The 17,895-nt window shown below is 57.6% G+C and carries 15 protein-coding genes; 4 read left to right on the plus strand and 11 right to left on the minus strand.

The window, feature by feature from the left end; genetic code table 11:
- Window position 1: 1 nt before the first annotated feature.
- Entirely contained in the window at window positions 2-4,954 is a 4,953-nt protein-coding gene (locus ACQG1K_RS16230) for an alpha-2-macroglobulin family protein (RefSeq protein WP_367075127.1), read from the minus strand.
- Between the two features lie 286 nt (window positions 4,955-5,240).
- On the opposite strand from ACQG1K_RS16230, the gene ACQG1K_RS16235 reads away from it, so the two are divergent.
- The 4 genes from ACQG1K_RS16235 (at window position 5,241) to ACQG1K_RS16250 (ending at window position 9,870) form a co-directional block, all read left to right on the plus strand.
- Window positions 5,241-6,785, plus strand: a complete 1,545-nt coding sequence (locus tag ACQG1K_RS16235; RefSeq protein ID WP_038416508.1) for a PTS transporter subunit EIIC — start codon at window positions 5,241-5,243, stop codon at window positions 6,783-6,785.
- 12 nt (window positions 6,786-6,797) lie between these two features.
- Window positions 6,798-8,165 carry a 6-phospho-alpha-glucosidase gene (locus tag ACQG1K_RS16240; RefSeq protein ID WP_367075129.1) on the plus strand — a complete coding sequence of 456 codons (1,368 nt, stop codon included), beginning with the start codon at window positions 6,798-6,800 and terminating at the stop codon, window positions 8,163-8,165.
- An 89-nt stretch (window positions 8,166-8,254) separates the two neighbouring features.
- Window positions 8,255-9,100 carry a 3-mercaptopyruvate sulfurtransferase gene (sseA, locus tag ACQG1K_RS16245; RefSeq protein WP_045621495.1) on the plus strand — a complete coding sequence of 282 codons (846 nt, stop codon included), beginning with the start codon at window positions 8,255-8,257 and terminating at the stop codon, window positions 9,098-9,100.
- Window positions 9,100-9,870, plus strand: a complete 771-nt coding sequence (locus ACQG1K_RS16250; RefSeq protein ID WP_023306706.1) for a MurR/RpiR family transcriptional regulator — start codon at window positions 9,100-9,102, stop codon at window positions 9,868-9,870. Before sseA ends, ACQG1K_RS16250 begins: the two co-directional genes overlap by 1 nt.
- A gap of 17 nt (window positions 9,871-9,887) precedes the next feature.
- Here ACQG1K_RS16250 and sseB read toward each other — a convergent pair whose 3' ends face one another.
- The 10 genes from sseB to iscR form a co-directional block, all read right to left on the minus strand.
- Window positions 9,888-10,664: an enhanced serine sensitivity protein SseB gene (gene sseB / locus ACQG1K_RS16255; protein WP_367075131.1), complete on the minus strand. Its 777-nt coding sequence runs from the start codon at window positions 10,662-10,664 to the stop codon at window positions 9,888-9,890.
- Window positions 10,665-10,760: 96 nt separating this feature from the next.
- Entirely contained in the window at window positions 10,761-12,047 is a 1,287-nt protein-coding gene (pepB, locus tag ACQG1K_RS16260; RefSeq protein ID WP_022649015.1) for an aminopeptidase PepB, read from the minus strand.
- 53 nt (window positions 12,048-12,100) lie between these two features.
- Window positions 12,101-12,301, minus strand: a complete 201-nt coding sequence (gene iscX / locus ACQG1K_RS16265) for a Fe-S cluster assembly protein IscX (RefSeq protein ID WP_003860650.1) — start codon at window positions 12,299-12,301, stop codon at window positions 12,101-12,103.
- Between the two features lies 1 nt (window position 12,302).
- Entirely contained in the window at window positions 12,303-12,638 is a 336-nt protein-coding gene (gene fdx / locus ACQG1K_RS16270; protein ID WP_003860652.1) for an ISC system 2Fe-2S type ferredoxin, read from the minus strand.
- Between the two features lies 1 nt (window position 12,639).
- Window positions 12,640-14,490 carry a Fe-S protein assembly chaperone HscA gene (gene hscA, locus ACQG1K_RS16275; protein WP_180243063.1) on the minus strand — a complete coding sequence of 617 codons (1,851 nt, stop codon included), beginning with the start codon at window positions 14,488-14,490 and terminating at the stop codon, window positions 12,640-12,642.
- A gap of 14 nt (window positions 14,491-14,504) precedes the next feature.
- On the minus strand, window positions 14,505-15,020 hold the full coding sequence (gene hscB / locus ACQG1K_RS16280) for a co-chaperone HscB (RefSeq protein WP_367075134.1): 516 nt from the start codon (window positions 15,018-15,020) through the stop codon (window positions 14,505-14,507).
- Window positions 15,021-15,218: 198 nt separating this feature from the next.
- Window positions 15,219-15,542, minus strand: a complete 324-nt coding sequence (gene iscA / locus ACQG1K_RS16285) for an iron-sulfur cluster assembly protein IscA (RefSeq protein ID WP_003860659.1) — start codon at window positions 15,540-15,542, stop codon at window positions 15,219-15,221.
- A 13-nt stretch (window positions 15,543-15,555) separates the two neighbouring features.
- On the minus strand, window positions 15,556-15,942 hold the full coding sequence (gene iscU, locus ACQG1K_RS16290) for a Fe-S cluster assembly scaffold IscU (protein ID WP_003860661.1): 387 nt from the start codon (window positions 15,940-15,942) through the stop codon (window positions 15,556-15,558).
- 24 nt (window positions 15,943-15,966) lie between these two features.
- Window positions 15,967-17,181 (minus strand): cysteine desulfurase, encoded by a 1,215-nt coding sequence (gene iscS / locus ACQG1K_RS16295; RefSeq protein WP_006176692.1) that lies wholly within the window; start codon window positions 17,179-17,181, stop codon window positions 15,967-15,969.
- 117 nt (window positions 17,182-17,298) lie between these two features.
- A complete protein-coding gene (iscR, locus tag ACQG1K_RS16300; RefSeq protein WP_003860665.1) occupies window positions 17,299-17,790 on the minus strand; it encodes a Fe-S cluster assembly transcriptional regulator IscR in 492 nt (163 codons plus the stop codon).
- Between the last annotated feature and the right edge of the window lie 105 nt (window positions 17,791-17,895).

A 17,895-nucleotide genomic window follows, 5' to 3' on the forward strand; every position in this document is an offset into this window, starting at 1 on the left:
CTTACGGAACAACGATCAGCGGGCCACTGGCCGACCCCGTTGCCCGCCACTGCGGAACGTACATGGACTCGACCATCGGAACAGGCACCTGATAGGTTCCCGGCGTAACGGCACGGGCCAGGTAAACCAGCGTGACCGGCTGACCTTCATTGACCGGCACGGCGGCCACAAAGCGATCGTCGCGGAATTCCATGTGCTGAATATCAGACTGTTGCATCTGATTCAGCAGGTTTTGCACTTCACTGCCGCTGTCCTGCAAGCTGGCGCTGCTGCTCGCCAGATTCTGGTTTTCCAGCTCCAGACCTGCCGGGAGCAGATCCACCACCAGCGCATCCGGTACGTTCTGGCTGGCCTTCACTTCCAGCCACACCAGAACCAGCTCACCGCTCTTAAGTGAAGAGAGCGACTTGCTGCTGCCGTCTGTCGCCAGGATATGACGTTCAATCTGCAAGACGTGAGAAGATGGCTGGGGCGCATACTCCGGATAGCCAGTAGTGTCCAGTCGTACCCACAGCGGCGTCGTGCCGGTATTCGTCACCTGCAAGGCACCAGGCTGGTCGCCGTTCAGGTTTTCTACCTGCGCTTTATCACTGCTCTGGGTCTGTTCAGAGAGGGTGGTCGTTGCCTGCCACGCGCCTGACAAGGTTTGCAGTGAACGTCCAGCCAGGAACAGCGCATTGCTCTCCTGGGTTGACAGCCAGCGCTGGCTGAACGCGTCTTCAGATAACGCGTTCAACAGCCTGTTTTGCGCATCCGGCAGCAGCTTGTACTCTTCCAGCAGGGAGAGCATCAGGGCATTATCACGCAGCTGGCTGCCGTAATCCGCCATCCAGTTTCGGCTGTCGTTACGGGGTGTTTTGAGAGCCAGATCCAGCGCCTGCTGGCTGCGCGGTGTATCCCCCATCAGTTTGAGTGCCATGCCCAGCTGCATCAACGGAAGCCCGGAAGCGGCCTGAGCGTGACGCTCCCAGATTTCACGCAGTGCACCGAGCGGCGCTTTTTGCTGACGAGCCAGCACCAGCGAAGCATACGCCTGGACAGCAAATTTGCTGGCCTGGGTGTCGTCGCTGTAGCGGATGGACATCATCCCCGGATCCTGTAAATAGCGCAGCAGTCGGCTGTTGGCGTTATTCACCGCCTCGGCAGGCACGCTGTAACCCTGCTCCCCTGCCCGCACCAGGAAGTCCGTAACATAGGCGGTCAGCCAGTACTCTTCCGGGCCGTTTTTATCCCACAAGGCAAAACCGCCATCGTCACGCTGCATTTGCAGCAGACGGGAGATGCCGATATCAATGGCCGCACGGCGTTTATCGTCGGTGTCGCCTTTAATGCCCAACGCCGTAAGCTGTGCCGCGTTGGTGTAGAGGGACGGGAACAGGCCGCTGGTGGTCTGCTCAAGACATCCGTATGGATAGGCCTGAAGTTCACGAATGTAGCGCGCCAGGTTCAAAGGTGGTTTACCGCTGAGCAACAGCTGTCCCTGTAGCGTGGCAGGCGAGAAACCGTCGATATGCTGTGCTGGCGCGCTCCAGGATTCGCCAGGGTTCAGCATCGTGCCCGTATTCACCGTTTGCGCCGGGAATGCGGGGCGTACACCAATTTTCCAGCTCTTCTGCTGCGGCGCAAACGTCTCACCAGGGAGCTGAAGCCCCGTCACCTGAGCAGTTACTTCACCATCGCCATAGCCTTCCAGCGCGCGCACCGGAATAAACAGAGTGCTACGTGCGCCAGGCGGCAGCTTAACCGGCTCTGGCTGAGCACCTTCGAGCGACACCTTACCGGTTGCGGTTAACGCAATGTTCAGGGTTTGCGGCTGGTCAGTAAGGTTGGTCAGGTCCAGCGTCAGGCGAGAGGTATCGCCACTTGCGAGGAATCGCGGCGTGTTAAGCTCGGTGATAATCGGAGCCGCCACAATGATTTTGCTTTCGCTGCTGCCGAAATCGTCTTCCGTCCAGGCCTGCGCCATCAGACGCAGTTCGCCGTTAAAATCGCCAATCGGCAGCGTGATGGTGCCTTCACCGTTGGCATCAAGCCTAACCGGCTGCGCCTGCTGAGCAATAATGGTGACATGGTTCACCGGTGGCTTACCGCCGCGTTTCAGTTCATCGCCGTCTCCGCCAAAGCGCAGTGCGGCCAAACGTCCCTGACCTTCAATCACCTGGCCATAAACATCATAGATGTCCGCGCCATAGCGCTTCTGACCGAAGAAAGCTTCCCACGGATCCGGCGTGACGTAGTCGGTAATGTTCAGCACGCCGCTATCAACAGCCGAGACCAGCACGTTCACCTTCTGTGGCACAGCCCCCTCTTTTACGCTGGCTTTCACTTTCACAGAAAGCGTCTGGTTCGGACGCATTTTTTGTGGGTTATCAAGTGCGATGCTCAGGCGACGATTTTCGTCCCCCATTGGCAGATGCAGCAGACCAACCGCGCGTTTTGGCGTGGCGGATTTAGATTTATCGCCAGGACGAACCACCAGCGTGCTGAGGTAGAGATCGTGACGTTTCCAGGCCTTATCCACCGGAATGGCGAGATCCAGACCGTTAACCGGTACGTCGATCTCTTTCCACCACAGTGGCCCTTCGCTGGATTCGATCATTGCATAGCCCTTGCCTGCGGCCGGCGCTGCAATATGCAGGTTGATGGTATCGCCTGGCTGATAGGATGGCTTGTCCAGTTTCAGCGTCACACGATCCGGGCGTGCAGCACCCGTGCCATCGCTGTTATCCTGCCAGCTGTACCCCGCCCAGAAGCGCACGCTGCTGACCATGTTATCAGGGGCTTTCACTTCCAGACGGTATGAGCCCCACTCCACCGGGAAGGTGACTTTACCGGTTTCATCGGCCTTGAGGTTAAGTTCCTGCTCGCCCTCAACGAGATCTTTTTGATCAAACTGAGACTGCCAGCCCTCGCTCTCGGACCAGTTCCAGAAGTAGTCGCGACGCTCACGGACCAGACGCACCTGCAGACCAGATACCGCTTTTTTCGCCCCGCTGGCATCGGCATAGACGATGTCAAAGCTGGCGTTGCCGTTCTCGTCGACAATCGGCTGGTTGACGGTGGTATCGGTGCGGTAGTCGTACACGGCCTTGCTGGCGAACTGTGGGCGGATCCCCGGAAGTTCAGCCGCAGGCCAGATAGCCTGCTCGGCGCGTCGCGTTACCGGACGCCCGCCTGATTCCAGCAGGCTGGCCTGCAAAATCAGTTGCAGCGGCGAGTGCACCTCTTTCCACTGGCTTTCGGTGGTAACCTGTCCGCGCCCCTGTTCGTCCAGCGTAAGCTGCACTTCATCCAGGCTGCGGCTCAGGTTCTCCTCGGCAATATCACCGAACTGGAAGCCAGGCAGTGCAGGCACCGCGTCACGTAGCGGACGCAGGAAAAGCTGGCCTTGCAGAGAATTACCGTTAGCCGGCGCGCCATACAGGTAATAGCCCACAACGTTAAAGTCCACATCCTCCTGCGGGGAAACCGGCGTTTTTTGCCCGGTCAGATTCAGCGCCATACGCTCAGGCATAAAATCTTCGACGTGGAAATCCCACATGCGCTGCTGGTTATCCCCCGTATTCGCGCGAATATGCCACATGCCGGTCTGGGCGCCGCTATCAAGCGAATAGTTGAAGCGATAAAGGCCGTTCTCAGGTTGCACAACGACCGTACGCGCTACCTGGCCGTCCGGACGCAGCACGTCAAGTTTTACCGGCTGCTCGGGAAGCGGTTTGCCATCGCTGTCGCGAAGCAGGCCGTTAAGGATCACCGTTTCACCCGGACGATAGAGATCGCGCGGGCCAAACATAAAGAACTGTTTGCTGTAACCCGGGTTACCGGCGATATCAAACTCCGCCAGATCCAGCGCCGGAAGTTTGAGGTCAAGAAGCGTGGTCTGTCCATCTTTACTGGCCAGGATCAGCGCGGCTTCTTTATCGGTTTCCAGTTTCGCATGACCATCGGCGTCGCTGTTCGCCTCGGCCAGGGTCTGTCCTTTATCGTTCAGAAGGGTAATGGTCACGCCTGACTGCGCCGCACCGTTTTCAAGACTCTGGGTGAAGATGTCCAGGCGGTTATGATAACGGTGAACGGACAGCCCAATATCACTTAAGGTAAAGAGCGTCGCGGCGTTACTGTAGTTATAGTGACCAGCCTGATTCATCACGGCGATATAGACGCCAGACTGCTGGAGCGGCTTAATATCTTTGAGCGGCAGGAGCAGTTTTTCACGCGTGTTGCGCGCCGGGTTGAGGTCGAAACGGCCGGTGTAGACCAGTTCCGCCATCTTCAGCAGGTTGTCAGATTCCCAGTTGGTCAGCGAGTTACGGTACTCCCACTGGCTGACAAACGAGGCCAGCGACTCCGGCTTAACGCGGTAGAAGTTCACGTCCACATTGTTGACGTTGAGCGCCATCACCGGCAACCCTTCCACCACTTTACCCGGCAGCAGCGAACCGCGGCTGGCGAATCCGACCGTCGGTTCAACATCCCGGGTGGTGATCGCTTTTTCATAGTCAATGCCGAATGTCGCTTTGTTCAGCGCCAGCAAATTACGCTCGACGGTGACGACCAGATTACGATTCGGCTCCAGATGGCGCAGGCGCAGCTCTTTCAGATTGGGGGCCAGTTCCCAGGCGCCGTCCACTTTGCCACTTTTTTTATCCACCACATGCACCGTTTTCGCAAAATCCTGGCTGGGATCCAGCGGTACAGAGAAGGTCAGAACCAGTGTCGCAGCACCGTCGAGTTGCACTTCAGAGGCATCCAGCAGCGTCAACGCCTTACCCTGACTCTGCGCGGCCAGCTTAGCCAGCTTTTCAGGATCCGGTTTTGCCGGGGTTTTCTGTTCTGATGTAGTAGACGCTGCGGGGGCAGCGGCCTGAGGTTTGTCATCGCTGTTATCACAGCCGGCAAGCGTAAAGGTGGTGAGCAGCGCGAGAGAGATCGCAGCTAAGCGAAACGGTTTCATCCTATGTCCCTGGCCTGAGGGGCCTGTTGGTCGTCGTCCGGATAAGTATTATCCGCAAGTTTCGTTAATACAAAAAGTCCAATTTTATAATCTGGAAAGCGCCTCGCAGAATGGCATCGCGCTCGCATGCGAGGGTGGAACCGCGATCACACAGCGTAACGTAACATGTTACCTTTCGCGTCATTTGTTTTTAAAACAAGAAGATAGCTGGATAAGCTCGCATCATGACTGCTAGTTTTATGACCATGACGCACCCCGAGTGCGCGGTTCAATAAGAGAGAAAGCCATGAAACGAGCCGTGAACGCCTTACAAAATTTCGGAAAATCACTTTACGGACCTGTACTTATCTTACCTATCGTCGGTCTGTTTATCGCCTTTGGGAATGTGCTGGGTAACGGCAATCTGGCCGAGTACCTGCCGTTTCTCGGCCATCCGCTGATCCAGAGTGTCGGCCAGCTGATCGCCAAATCTGCCGTGTCGGTGCTGGTCAACCTGGCGCTGGTGTTTGCCGTCGGGATCCCCATTGGCCTGGCAACCCGAGACAAAGGCTACGCGGCGCTGATTGGGCTGGTGACTTTTATCGTGTTTATCAATGCCATGAACGTGACGTTACAGCTTCAGGGAGAACTGGCCCCTGCAGAGCAGATGAAAGCCGCCGGACAAAGCATGGTTCTGGGCGTCCAGGTGCTGGAGATGGGCGTTTTCGCCGGGATCCTGACCGGGGCGCTCTCCGGTTATCTGTACAACAAATATTCCGGTGTCCAGTTTAACGGCGCGATGGCGATATACTCCGGCCACTGCTTTGTCGCGATTGTGATGTTGCCAGTCTCTATGCTGCTCGGCGTGGTCATGAGCGAACTCTGGCCGTACGCACAGCATGGAATAAGCGCCCTGGCGCTGGCGATCAAAGGGTCCGGTCCGTTTGGGGTGGCGATCTACGGTTTCCTTGAACGCATTCTGGTGCCGACGGGCCTGCATCATCTGGTCTATACGCCGTTCCTGTATACCGAACTGGGCGGTACGCAGGAGGTGTGCGGTACGGCTTACCAGGGCGCGCGCAATATCTACTTCGCCGAGATGGCCTGCCCGGACGTGAAGCAGCTCAGCAGCACCGTGGTGTGGGATGCTCGCGGCATCAGCAAGATGTTCGGCCTTCCCGCCGCCGCGCTGGCGATGTACATGACCGCGAAGCCAGAGCGTAAAGCGATTGCGAAAGCCATTCTGATCCCGGCGGCGCTGACCTCGCTGCTGGTCGGCGTAACCGAGCCGATCGAGTTCTCTTTCCTGTTTGTCGCCCCGCTGTTGTTCGTGGTGCATGCGGTGCTGACCGGCATTGGCATGATGCTGTTCACCCTGTTTGGCGTTCACGCCATCGGCGCCAACGGAATTATCGATTTTATCCTCTACAACCTGCCGCTCGGCACGGAAAAGTCCAACTGGCCCATGTACATCGTGGTCGGGCTGATCATGTTCGCCCTTTATTTCGTGGTGTTCCGCTTCCTGATCCTGCGTTTCAACATGAAAACGCCCGGTCGTGAAGATGACGATCGGGAGACGCGCCTCTACAGCAAACAGGAATACCAGGCGAAGGGAAATAACGACGGGCTGGGCGAATCGATCGTCGTCGGTCTGGGCGGTCGGGAAAACATTCAGGTGGTTGATAACTGCTACACCCGCTTACGCGTCACGGTGAAGGACGTCGCCATCATCGACGAACCGCGCCTGAAAGCGACCGGCGCGAAAGGGATTATCAAACAAGGTAACAATGTTCAGGTGGTCTACGGGCTGCATGTCAAAAAAATGCGAGAAGCCGTTGAGACGTTTCTCTGAAAGGAGCTAAAGATGTTAACCCCCCCATTCATTCTGTCGATTGCCGGCGGCGGCAGCACCTACACGCCAGGTATAGTGAAAAGCCTGATGGTACGCCTGCACGATTTCCCCCTGGCAGAGATTCGCCTGTATGACATCGACGAGGCGCGCCAGAACACCATTGCGCCCGTGGTGGAAAAGGTCATTCGCGACCACAGCCAGAGCATCAAATTCACGGTCACCAGCGATCCGGAGATGGCCTTCAGCGGCGCGCATTTTGTTTTTGCTCAGATGCGCGTCGGACAGTACAAAATGCGCGAGCAGGATGAAAAAATTCCGCTGCGCCACGGAGTGGTCGGTCAGGAAACCTGCGGACCCGGCGGGCTGGCATATGGCCTGCGTACGATCCTGCCGATGGTAGAGCTGATCGATAGGGTGGAACGCTACGCGCACGAGAAAGCGTGGATCGTGAACTACTCCAACCCGGCGGCGATTGTCGCTGAGGGCGTGCGTCGCCTGCGCCCCAACGCACGCGTGCTGAACATCTGCGATATGCCTGTCGCCGCGATGCGCAATATGGGCGCCATTCTGGGCGTGGATCGTCATAAACTGGAGGTGGACTATTTTGGCCTCAACCACTTCGGCTGGTTTACCCGCGTGCTGGTGGACGGCGAGGACAAATTACCGGAGCTGCGTAAACATATCGCGAAGTTTGGCCTGCTGACGGAAGACGCGGCCAAAACCGACCCGCAGCACTCGGATCCGTCATGGGTGAAAACCTGGCGCAACATCAAGCCGATTATGGATAACTTCCCGGAGTACCTGCCGAACCCGTATCTACAGTACTACCTGATGCCGAACCAGATTGTGGAGCATCAGAACCCGGACTATACCCGTGCCAACGAAGTGATGAACGGACGTGAGAAAAAGCTGTTTGCCGCCGCCGAAGAGTACCAGCGCAGCGGGATCTTACCGGACGCCTTCCACGTAGGTGTTCACGGCGAATTTATCGTCGATGTCGCCTGCTCGCTGGCATTCAACCTGCGCCAGCGTCATCTGGTGATGGTGGAAAACCGCGGGGCGATTACCAATCTGCCGTACGATGCGGTGGTGGAAGTACCTGCCTATATCACCTCCGAAGGGCCGGAGCCTGTCCGCGTGGGTCAGGTGCCGTTGTTCCACCAGACGCTCCTGCAACAGCAGCTCGCTTCTGAACAGCTGCTGGTGGAGGCAACCATCGAAGGCAGCTACGAGAAAGCGTTGCAGGCGTTTACTCTGAACCGCACCGTGCCGACCATGGAGCACGCGAAAGCGATTCTGGATGAGATGATCGAAGCCAACCGCGACTACTGGCCAGCGCTGCAAAAGGCATGGCAGGACGGTGAAGCGGTGAAAAAATAGGGGCTTGCTCGCGAGTTGAACGTGGTTAACTTGTCGGTGTCAGAAAAAACACCGACAATCCTTTTTTACGGAAAAGAATGGAGGCAACCATGTCCACCTCATATTTTGTCGCCGCCGACTGGCTGATTGAGCACGGCGACGACCCGGAAGTTCAGATTATCGACGCGCGCATGGCCCCTCCGGGCCAGGAGCATCGTGACGTTCCCGCTGAATATCGCGCAGGGCACCTGCCTGGCGCGGTTTTTTTCGATATCGAAGCTCTCTCCGATCACACCTCTCCCCTGCCGCACATGCTGCCTCGTCCGGAAGCGTTTTCCGTGGCGATGCGCGAGCTCGGCATCAGCAAAGACAAACACCTCGTTGTTTACGATGAGGGTAACCTCTTCTCCGCCCCGCGGGCGTGGTGGATGCTGAGAAACTTCGGCGTGGAAAAAGTGTCGATTCTGGCGGGCGGGCTTGCGGGCTGGAAGCGCGACGAGCTGCCGCTTCAGCAGGGCGACGTGACGCTGCCGGAAGGCGAATTCGATGCCACGTTCGACGCACACGTGGTGAAACGCCTGACCGACGTGCTGGTCGTGAGCCATGAAAAAACGGCGCAAATCGTCGATGCCCGTCCTGCTCCGCGCTTCAACGCTGAAGCGGATGAGCCGCGTCCGGGGCTGAAGCGCGGACATATCCCGGGGGCGCTGAACGTGCCATGGGGCGATCTGGTGTTTGAAGGCGAGCTGAAAACCACCGATGAATTGCGTGCCATTTTTGAACGTCAGGGCGTGGATTTGCATCGTCCGGTTATTGCCAGCTGCGGCTCCGGCGTGACGGCCTGCGTGGTGATCCTGGCGCTGGCAACCCTTGGCGCGAATGACGTGACGCTGTATGACGGCGCCTGGAGTGAATGGGGTGCACGGGACGATCTGCCGGTAGAACCGGCGAAATAATGGATAACCGCCTGGCAACGCTGTTAACACGCGGGTCGTCACTGACCCGCGCGGAGTATCGCGTCCTCGCCCACCTCACTGAGCATCCGCTGCTGGTGGGCAATATCACGGTGCGCGAGCTGGCGCTGGCGACATTTGTCTCCACCGCGACGATTATGCGGCTGTGCCAGAAGCTGGGCTTCAGCGGATTTAGCGAGTTTATCTGGCACTGCAAGCAGCTGCTTTCTGACACGCCGCATATCACCGTACAGTCTGCGCAACATGCAGAAATGCCCGCGCTTTTTGCCCGGTTTATTGCCAACTATCAGCAGACCTTCCAGTGGGTTACCCAGGACAAACGCCAGCAGTTTGCCAGCCTGCTGCGCCAGAAAGAGAGCTTCTTTCTCTACGGCGCCGGGTTTTCATATCTTTTTGCCGAGTACCTGACCAAGAAGTTGCAGGTGCTGGGAAAAACCGCGTTCATCTCCGGACCGGGGGACAGCCGGAATATTTTTCTCAGCAACGCCGCACGCTATCAGGTATTTATTGCCGTTTCGCGCAGCGGCGAAACGGAGCAGGTGCTGGATAAAGCGCGGATCGCCAAAAACGTCGGCATGACGATCGTCGCGTTTACCCGCGCGTCGGCCAATACGCTGGCAGGTATGGCCGACGTGCATTTTGCCCTCTATGACGAAGCGGTACATTTCGCCGCCGAAGCCGCAGGGGTGACGTCGTTTGAGTCGAATCTGGTGCTGCTGATGGATTTACTGTTGCTGGAAGCAACGGGGTGAAGGTCACCCCGCCGTAATCAGATAATGCGGTTGGTCTTGAGATCGCGCAGGAAGCCGCCCCAGCGACGCTCGTAGAACGGAGTGATGTGCTCGGTAATAAAGTGGCTGATGCCCTGCTCACCTTTCTTCACCTGACAGATATCAATCGGCTCATCGCCCGGGAGCGTGTCGGTCGCTACGCTTCCCGCCGCCTGGATGATCTCGTCAACATCGCCGTCGGCCTCAATTCCAATCAGCAGAACAGGCTTTTCGTCAGCGCTCTCTTTGATGGAGCAGAGGAACGCGCGTTTTACCGGCTTGATGGTTTTAAACAGCGTGGTCAGGGAGTCAATCGTCTGCGCGGGCGGCTCGGCCACTTCAGACAGCAGCAGCGTTTCGCCCCCTTCCAGCACCTCCTGGGTGCTGAGCGGGTTGCCCTCGTCACCAATCAGATGGCTGATTTCACGCGGAGTGAACTCTTTCCCTGTCGGCAGTTTGGCGTTGAGGAACAGCGTCTGCCCCAGGGTCATTTCGAACAGCGTGCGCACCGGCATCACCACGAACGCCTGTTCGTCTTCTACCGCTTCCTGCAAGGCCTCGAGCGAGGTAAAGAACGGGATCACCGACGTGCCGTCGTCTTTCTCCCAGTGCAGCAGATCCAGGGCGCTGTCTTCGACAACCTGCTCCCCTTCTGCTGCGGTGCCCGGCACCCAGACGGTGGATTCCAGCAGCGTGCGGAAAAAGGCCGGACGGTGGGCGGGCTCGGTCGCCGCCTGCTCCAGCAGGGTTTCTAATTCGTTTTTGGTTTCTGACATAGTTTGGCTACTTCACAATTGCCCGGCGGCGCAACGCTTGCACGGGCCTACGGGTTTTGTAGGCCGGGTAAGCGTAGCGCCACCCGGCAAAAAAGATCACTCAGCCGTCAGCAGGTTCGCCACGGTACGCACACCCAGACCGGTTGCGCCTGCGGACCACTGCTCAACCGCCGCTTTACGGTAGGTAGCGGAGCAGTCAATGTGCAGCCAGCCTTCATGGTAGTTCTCAACGAAGTGAGACAGGAAGCCTGCTGCTGTGCTGGCTCCCGCCGGGTACGCCGCGCTCGCGGTGTTGTTCAGCTCGGCGAAGTTAGACGGCAGCTGGCTGCGGTGGAACTCGGCCAGCGGCAGACGCCAGAACGGCTCGTTTTCCGCCGCCGCGCTGGCCAGCAGGCGAGCGGCCAGCTTGTCGTCGAAGCTGAACAGCGCATGGTAATCGTTGCCAAGGGCAGTTTTCGCCGCGCCGGTCAGGGTCGCCATGTCGATAATCAGCTCCGGCTTCTGCGCAGAGGCGTCGATCAGGCCATCGGCCAGCACCAGACGGCCTTCGGCATCGGTGTTCATCACCTCAACATTTTTACCGTTGCGGTAGCGAATGATGTCGCCCAGCTTGAAGGCATTGCCACTCACCATGTTATCCGCGCAGCACAGGTAGAGCTTCACGCGCTTGTTCAGACCACGGGTGATGGCGAACGCCAGCGCGCCGGTAATGGTCGCCGCGCCGCCCATGTCGGACTTCATGGAATCCATGAACGCGCTCTGCTTCAGGCTGTAACCGCCGGTATCGAAGGTGATACCTTTCCCGACCAGACAGGCAAAGACCGGCGCTTCTTTATCGCCGGTTGGGTTGTAATCCAGCGCCAGCAGGACCGGAGGACGCTCGGAGCCACGACCCACGGTGTGGATACCCATGTAATTTTGTTCGCGCAGGTCTTCACCTTTGGTGATGCGGTAGGACATCTTGTCGTCCGCCACGCCGCACAGCAGGTCAACCGCGCGCTGCGCCAGCTGCTCAGGCCCCAACTCTTCCGCCGGGGCGTTGATGGTGTCGCGCACCCAGTCAATAATTTTCAGGCGGCTTTCCAGCTCTTTCTGACCGGCTTCATCGAGGTTCGCCCACTCAATTTTACGGGTGCCTTTCGGCCCTTTGTAACCCGCCCAGAAAGCCCAGCTGCGGTCTGTGTCCCAGCCTTCGCCAGCCAGAGTGACATGCTTAATGCCCAGGCCGTCAATTTTACGCGCGGCGCGCTGGATCAGGCCCAAATCATCGTTACCCGTCAGGTGCAGGGTAATACCGTCGTTATTGATGCTCCAGGTGGCTTTCTCGCCCCAGCGTGCGTCGGCTGGCTGCGTGGAGAGCGTAATCTTCATCGCTTCGGTCATTTTATTTGTCCTTATTAGCAAACGGGCCGCCTGAAGGCAGCCCGTTAAGTGATTTACTCTGCTTCATCTAACCAGACTAACAGAATCGCCTCCAGAATTTTTTCATTGGATGCGTTTGGATCGTCGTCAAAATCCTCTAAATCGCAGATCCACTGATGCATGTCGGTGAATCGTACGGTCTTCGGATCGAGATCCGGGTTCGCGTCGTAGAGCGCTTCGCCGATTTCACGGCTGTCTGTCCACTTCAGTCCCATATTAATGCTCGCGTGCGTGGTTGATGGTGTAGCGTGGGAATTCCACGACCAGATCTTCATCGGTCACCGCGGCCTGGCAGCTTAAGCGGCTGTCTGGCTCCAGACCCCATGCTTTGTCCAGCATGTCGTCTTCGTCTTCGGTGCTCTCGGCGAGAGAATCAAAACCTTCACGCACGATGCAGTGGCAGGTGGTACAGGCACAGGATTTTTCACAGGCGTGTTCCACTTCGATACCTGCACGCAGGGCTACATCGAGAATGGTTTCACCGGTCTTCGCTTCCAGAACAGCGCCATCCGGACAGAGGTCCGCATGAGGCAAAATAACAATCTTTGGCATATTAAACCTCGTCCACGGACTGGCCTTTCAGCGCGACGCGGACAGATTTGTCCATGCGGCGAGCAGCGAAGTCCTGGGTTTGTTTATCAACGTTTTTAATGGCTTCTTCTATTGCGTCAGCGTCATTGCCTTCGGCCACGGCGCTTAAGCGCGCGGCAGCCTCGTCAATCACCTGGCGCTCAGCGGCGCTTAACAGCGCGGCGTCGGCAGCGAGCGCGCCGTTCAGGCTTTCCAGCACGCGTGCGGCTTCCACTTTTTGTTCCGCCAGCATACGCGCCTTCACATCCTGCTCGGCGTAGCTCATTGAGTCCTGAATCATGGAGGCGATTTCGCCATCGGTCAGGCCGTAGGATGGCTTCACCTGAATGGACGATTCGACGCCGGTGGATTTTTCCATCGCCGTCACGCTCAGCAGACCGTCCGCATCTACCTGGAAGGTGACGCGAATATGCGCCCCGCCCGCCGGCAGCGCCGGAATTCCTCGCAGCGCAAAGCGCGCCAGAGAGCGGCAGTCCTGCACCAGCTCGCGCTCGCCCTGCATCACGTGGATGGACATCGCGGTCTGGCCGTCTTTGAAGGTCGTAAATTCCTGCGCGCGCGCCACCGGAATGGTGGTGTTACGGGGAATGACTTTCTCCACCAGGCCGCCCATGGTTTCTAAACCCAGAGACAGCGGGATGACGTCCAGCAGCAGCATTTCGCTGTCCGGCTTGTTGCCGACCAGGATATCGGCCTGGATAGCGGCACCCACGGCAACCACTTTGTCCGGGTCGATAGAGGTCAGCGGCGTGCGGCCAAAGAATTCCCCTACGCGCTCACGTACCAGCGGCACGCGGGTTGAGCCGCCAACCATGACCACTTCCAGCACCTCGCTGGCCTCAACGCCCGCATCTTTCAATGCGCGACGGCAGGCCAGCAGGGTACGCTTAACCAGAGGCGCAATCAGTTCGCTGAACTGGTCGCGGGTGATCTCACCCTGCCAGCCTGCGACGATCACGCTGACGGACTGCGCATCGCTCAGGGCGATTTTGGCGTCGATGGCCGCATCCAGCAGTTCACGCTGGACGCGCGCATCGCTGCGATCGCTGATGCCCGCCTGCTCGCGGATGTAGTCCGCCAGCAGATGGTCGAAGTCATCGCCGCCGAGCGCGGAATCCCCGCCGGTGGCCAGCACTTCGAACACACCGCGGCTTAAGCGCAGGATAGAGATATCAAACGTCCCGCCGCCGAGATCGTAAACCGCAATCACCCCTTCCTGACCGGAATCGAGGCCGTAGGCAATCGCCGCAGCAGTGGGTTCGTTCAGCAGGCGCAGCACGTGCAGGCCCGCCAGACGCGCGGCGTCTTTGGTGCCCTGACGCTGTGCATCGTCAAAATAGGCCGGAACGGTGATGACTACGCCGTCCAGATCGCCGCCCAGCGTCGCCGTCGCACGCGCCGCCAGCGCTTTAAGGATGTCAGCAGAAACACGAATCGGGTTCAGCAGACCGGCCGCCGTTGCGATCATCGGCAGGCCGTTTTCACTGGCCTGCAGCTGATACGGCAGGTGCGGGTAACGGGTCTGAATGTCGGCCAGCGAGCGGCCCATCATGCGCTTTACAGAGCTGATGGTGTTGGCCGGATCGCGCGCGGCGTTAGCGCGGGCGTCATAGCCGACCGCGTGGCCCTGCTGCTGGTAGTGGACCACGGAAGGCAGCAGATGGCGGCCCTGCTCGTCGGCCAGCGTTTCCGCCTGGCCGCTACGCACGGTCGCCACGAGGGAATTGGTGGTGCCAAGATCAATACCGACCGCCAGACGACGCTGGTGCGGTGCGGCACTTAAGCCAGGCTCACTAATTTGTAATAAGGCCATAATTGCTTCCGAAATTAAAAATCGAGCAGCTTTTCTTCGAGTTGTTCAGCACTGCTTCGCAGTTTATCGAGAAAACGGAGTTTGCGCACAGTATCTGCCGCCACGTCCCAGGTCTCGTTGTTCAGTTGCTCCACCATCTGCTGATGGCGGGTATCAAACATGCCTTTCACGCGTTTGATAAAGCTTTCCAGACGCGCTTCGTCTTTGGCCTGTTCAATCTCATCCAGCTCTTCACGCAGCTCCAGCTGTTCCATCAGAAACGCGGTGTCGCGCACGGTGTGCTGTTCGCTCGCCAGGTCGAAACCGTGGAGTGAAAGCAGGTACTCTGCGCGCGTCAGCGGATGGCGCAGCGTCTGCCAGGCCTGGTTGATGGTCGCGGAGTGTGATACCGCAGCCAGCTGCTCTGCCTGCGTCCCGCTGGCGAATTTGTCCGGATGGTACTGACGCTGGAGATCCTGAAAACGGATCGTCAGCGCCTGGAGATCAATCGGGTATCGAGCGGGTAGTCCGAAGAGAGTGAAGTAATCCATAACAATCTCAGGGGTAGCCTGTTAGAACAAACCCCACGCGTAGCACAGCCACGGTGGGGTTATACCTTCTTACTTCGCGCTGCAGATGCGTTGTCTGCGCTCGTTCACCCCAGTCACTTACTTAAGTAAGCTCCCGGGGATTCACTCGCTTGCCGCCTTTCTGCAACACGAATTAATCGGTATAACAGCGGAACGCGGTTAAACGTGGAAGCTTTCGCCGCAACCACACTCGTCTTTGACGTTCGGGTTCGTAAATTTGAACCCTTCGTTCAGGCCTTCTTTTACAAAGTCCAGCTGAGTGCCGTTGAGAAATTGCAGGCTTTTGCCATCGACCACCACCTTCACGCCCTTGTCTTCAAACACGGTGTCATCAGACGCCGGTTCGTCAACAAACTCCAGTACGTAAGCCATACCAGAACAGCCGGAGGTACGTACGCCCAGTCGCAGGCCAAAGCCTTTACCACGGTTCGCCAGAAAAGAGCTTACTCGCGCGGCAGCGCTGTCGCTAAGGGTAATCGACATACTCAAACCTCAATTATTTTGCTTCACGTTTGCTTTTGTAATCCGCAATGGCGGCTTTGATCGCGTCTTCTGCCAGAATTGAACAGTGAATTTTCACCGGCGGCAGTTCGAGTTCTTCAGCAATGTCCGTGTTTTTGATTGCCTGTGCTTCGTCCAGAGACTTGCCCTTCACCCACTCGGTGACCAGGGAGCTGGAGGCGATAGCAGAACCGCAGCCGTAGGTCTTGAAGCGCGCGTCTTCAATGATACCTTCATTGTTGACTTTAATCTGCAACTTCATCACGTCGCCACACGCTGGCGCGCCAACCATACCGCTACCGACAGATTCGTCGCTGTTGTCAAAAGAGCCAACGTTGCGCGGGTTCTCGTAATGATCGATAACTTTTTCGCTGTATGCCATGATTGAATTCTCCTTATGTACCGATTAGTGATGTGACCATTCAATGCTGTTCAGATCCACGCCCTGCTTGAACATTTCCCACAGTGGAGAAAGGTCGCGCAGACGGCCGATGGAGTTACGAACCAGTTTGATGGTGTAGTCAATCTCTTCTTCGGTAGTGAAACGACCTAAAGAGAAACGGATAGAGCTGTGTGCCAGCTCGTCAGTCATGCCCAGCGCACGCAGCACGTAGGATGGCTCCAGGCTTGCAGACGTACAGGCAGAACCGGAAGAAACGGCCAGGTCTTTCAGCGCCATGATCAGCGACTCGCCTTCAACATAGTTGAAGCTGACGTTGAGGATGTTCGGCGCGCCCTGCTCGAGATCGCCGTTCAGATAGACTTCTTCCATATCCTTCACGCCGTCCCAAAGACGGTTACGCAGCGTACGCAGGCGTGCCATCTCGCTTTCCATCTCTTCTTTCGCGATGCGATACGCTTCGCCCATCCCCACGATCTGGTGAACAGGCAAAGTACCGGAACGCATGCCGCGCTCGTGACCGCCGCCGTGCATCTGTGCTTCGATGCGGATACGTGGCTTACGACGAACGTACAGCGCGCCGATCCCTTTCGGGCCATAGATTTTGTGACCGGAGAAGGACATCAGGTCCACTTTCAGCTGGCTCAGGTCAATAGGCAGTTTGCCCACGCTCTGGGTCGCATCCACGTGGTAGATGATGCCGCGCGCACGGCACATTTCGCCGATGGTGGCGATGTCCTGCACAACACCGATTTCGTTGTTAACGTGCATGATGGAAACCAGAATGGTGTCATCACGCATCGCCGCTTCGAGCTCTTTCAGGTCGATGATCCCGTTGCTCTGCGGCGCCAGGTAAGTCACTTCGAACCCTTCACGCTCCAGCTGACGGCAGGTGTCCAGCACGGCTTTGTGTTCGGTTTTGCTGGTGATGATGTGCTTGCCTTTTTTCTGATAAAAGTTGGCTGCACCTTTGATCGCCAGGTTGTCGGATTCGGTCGCACCGGAGGTGAAAACAATTTCACGCGGGTCGGCACCGACCAGGTCAGCAATCTGATTACGGGCGATATCAACCGCCTCTTCAGCATGCCAGCCAAAACGGTGTGAACGGGAAGCTGGGTTACCAAAGTTTCCGTCCAGGGTCAGACACTGCATCATTTTCTCGGCAACACGCGGGTCCACCGGCGTGGTTGCGGAGTAGTCGAGATAAATCGGTAATTTCATTGCTCTATAAACTCCGTACATCGCTTCAATGCAAGGAATCAGGCAACCGGCTGGATGTACGACCGAGTACGCGGGGTGTGACCACCCCGGCCTGATTCTGAATACTTATCTTTTTAATTACGCGCGCAGTTTAACGTCGATGGCGTCCTGCGTGCGGGTGCTGCGTTGTGAATCCTGACTGTGCTGACGACCAGAAACATCCAGAACTTCCTGGTTATTAACCAGCTCACCCAGGGTGATGTTATTCAGGAAGCCGGTCAGACGGTCGCTCAGATCGCGCCACAGCGCGTGGGTCAGGCATTTATCGCCGCCCTGACAGCCGCCTTTGCCCTGGCAACGGGTCGCGTCAACGGATTCGTCAACTGCGCTAATCACTTCGCCAACCGCAATACTGCCCGCGTCTTTACCCAGCAGATAACCGCCGCCCGGGCCACGAACGCTGGACACCAGTCCATTTTTACGCAGTCTGGAGAACAGCTGTTCCAGATAAGAGAGGGAGATCCCCTGTCGTTCAGAAATATCAGCCAACGGAACCGGGCCCGCTTCGGAGTTGAGCGCAACGTCCAGCATCGCGGTCACGGCATAACGCCCTTTAGATGTCAGTCTCATGTCTTACTTAACCTCAAACTCGCCCCTGCCCGGGGTTTTTTATTGTAAAATGGGGGTATTGCATAGCAGGGCCAAGTCTGACATTCCTGACTAAATTGGTCAACT

Source organism: Enterobacter cloacae complex sp. 402C9, assembly GCF_050030745.1.
GTDB classification, from domain to species: Bacteria; Pseudomonadota; Gammaproteobacteria; order Enterobacterales; family Enterobacteriaceae; genus Enterobacter; species Enterobacter intestinihominis.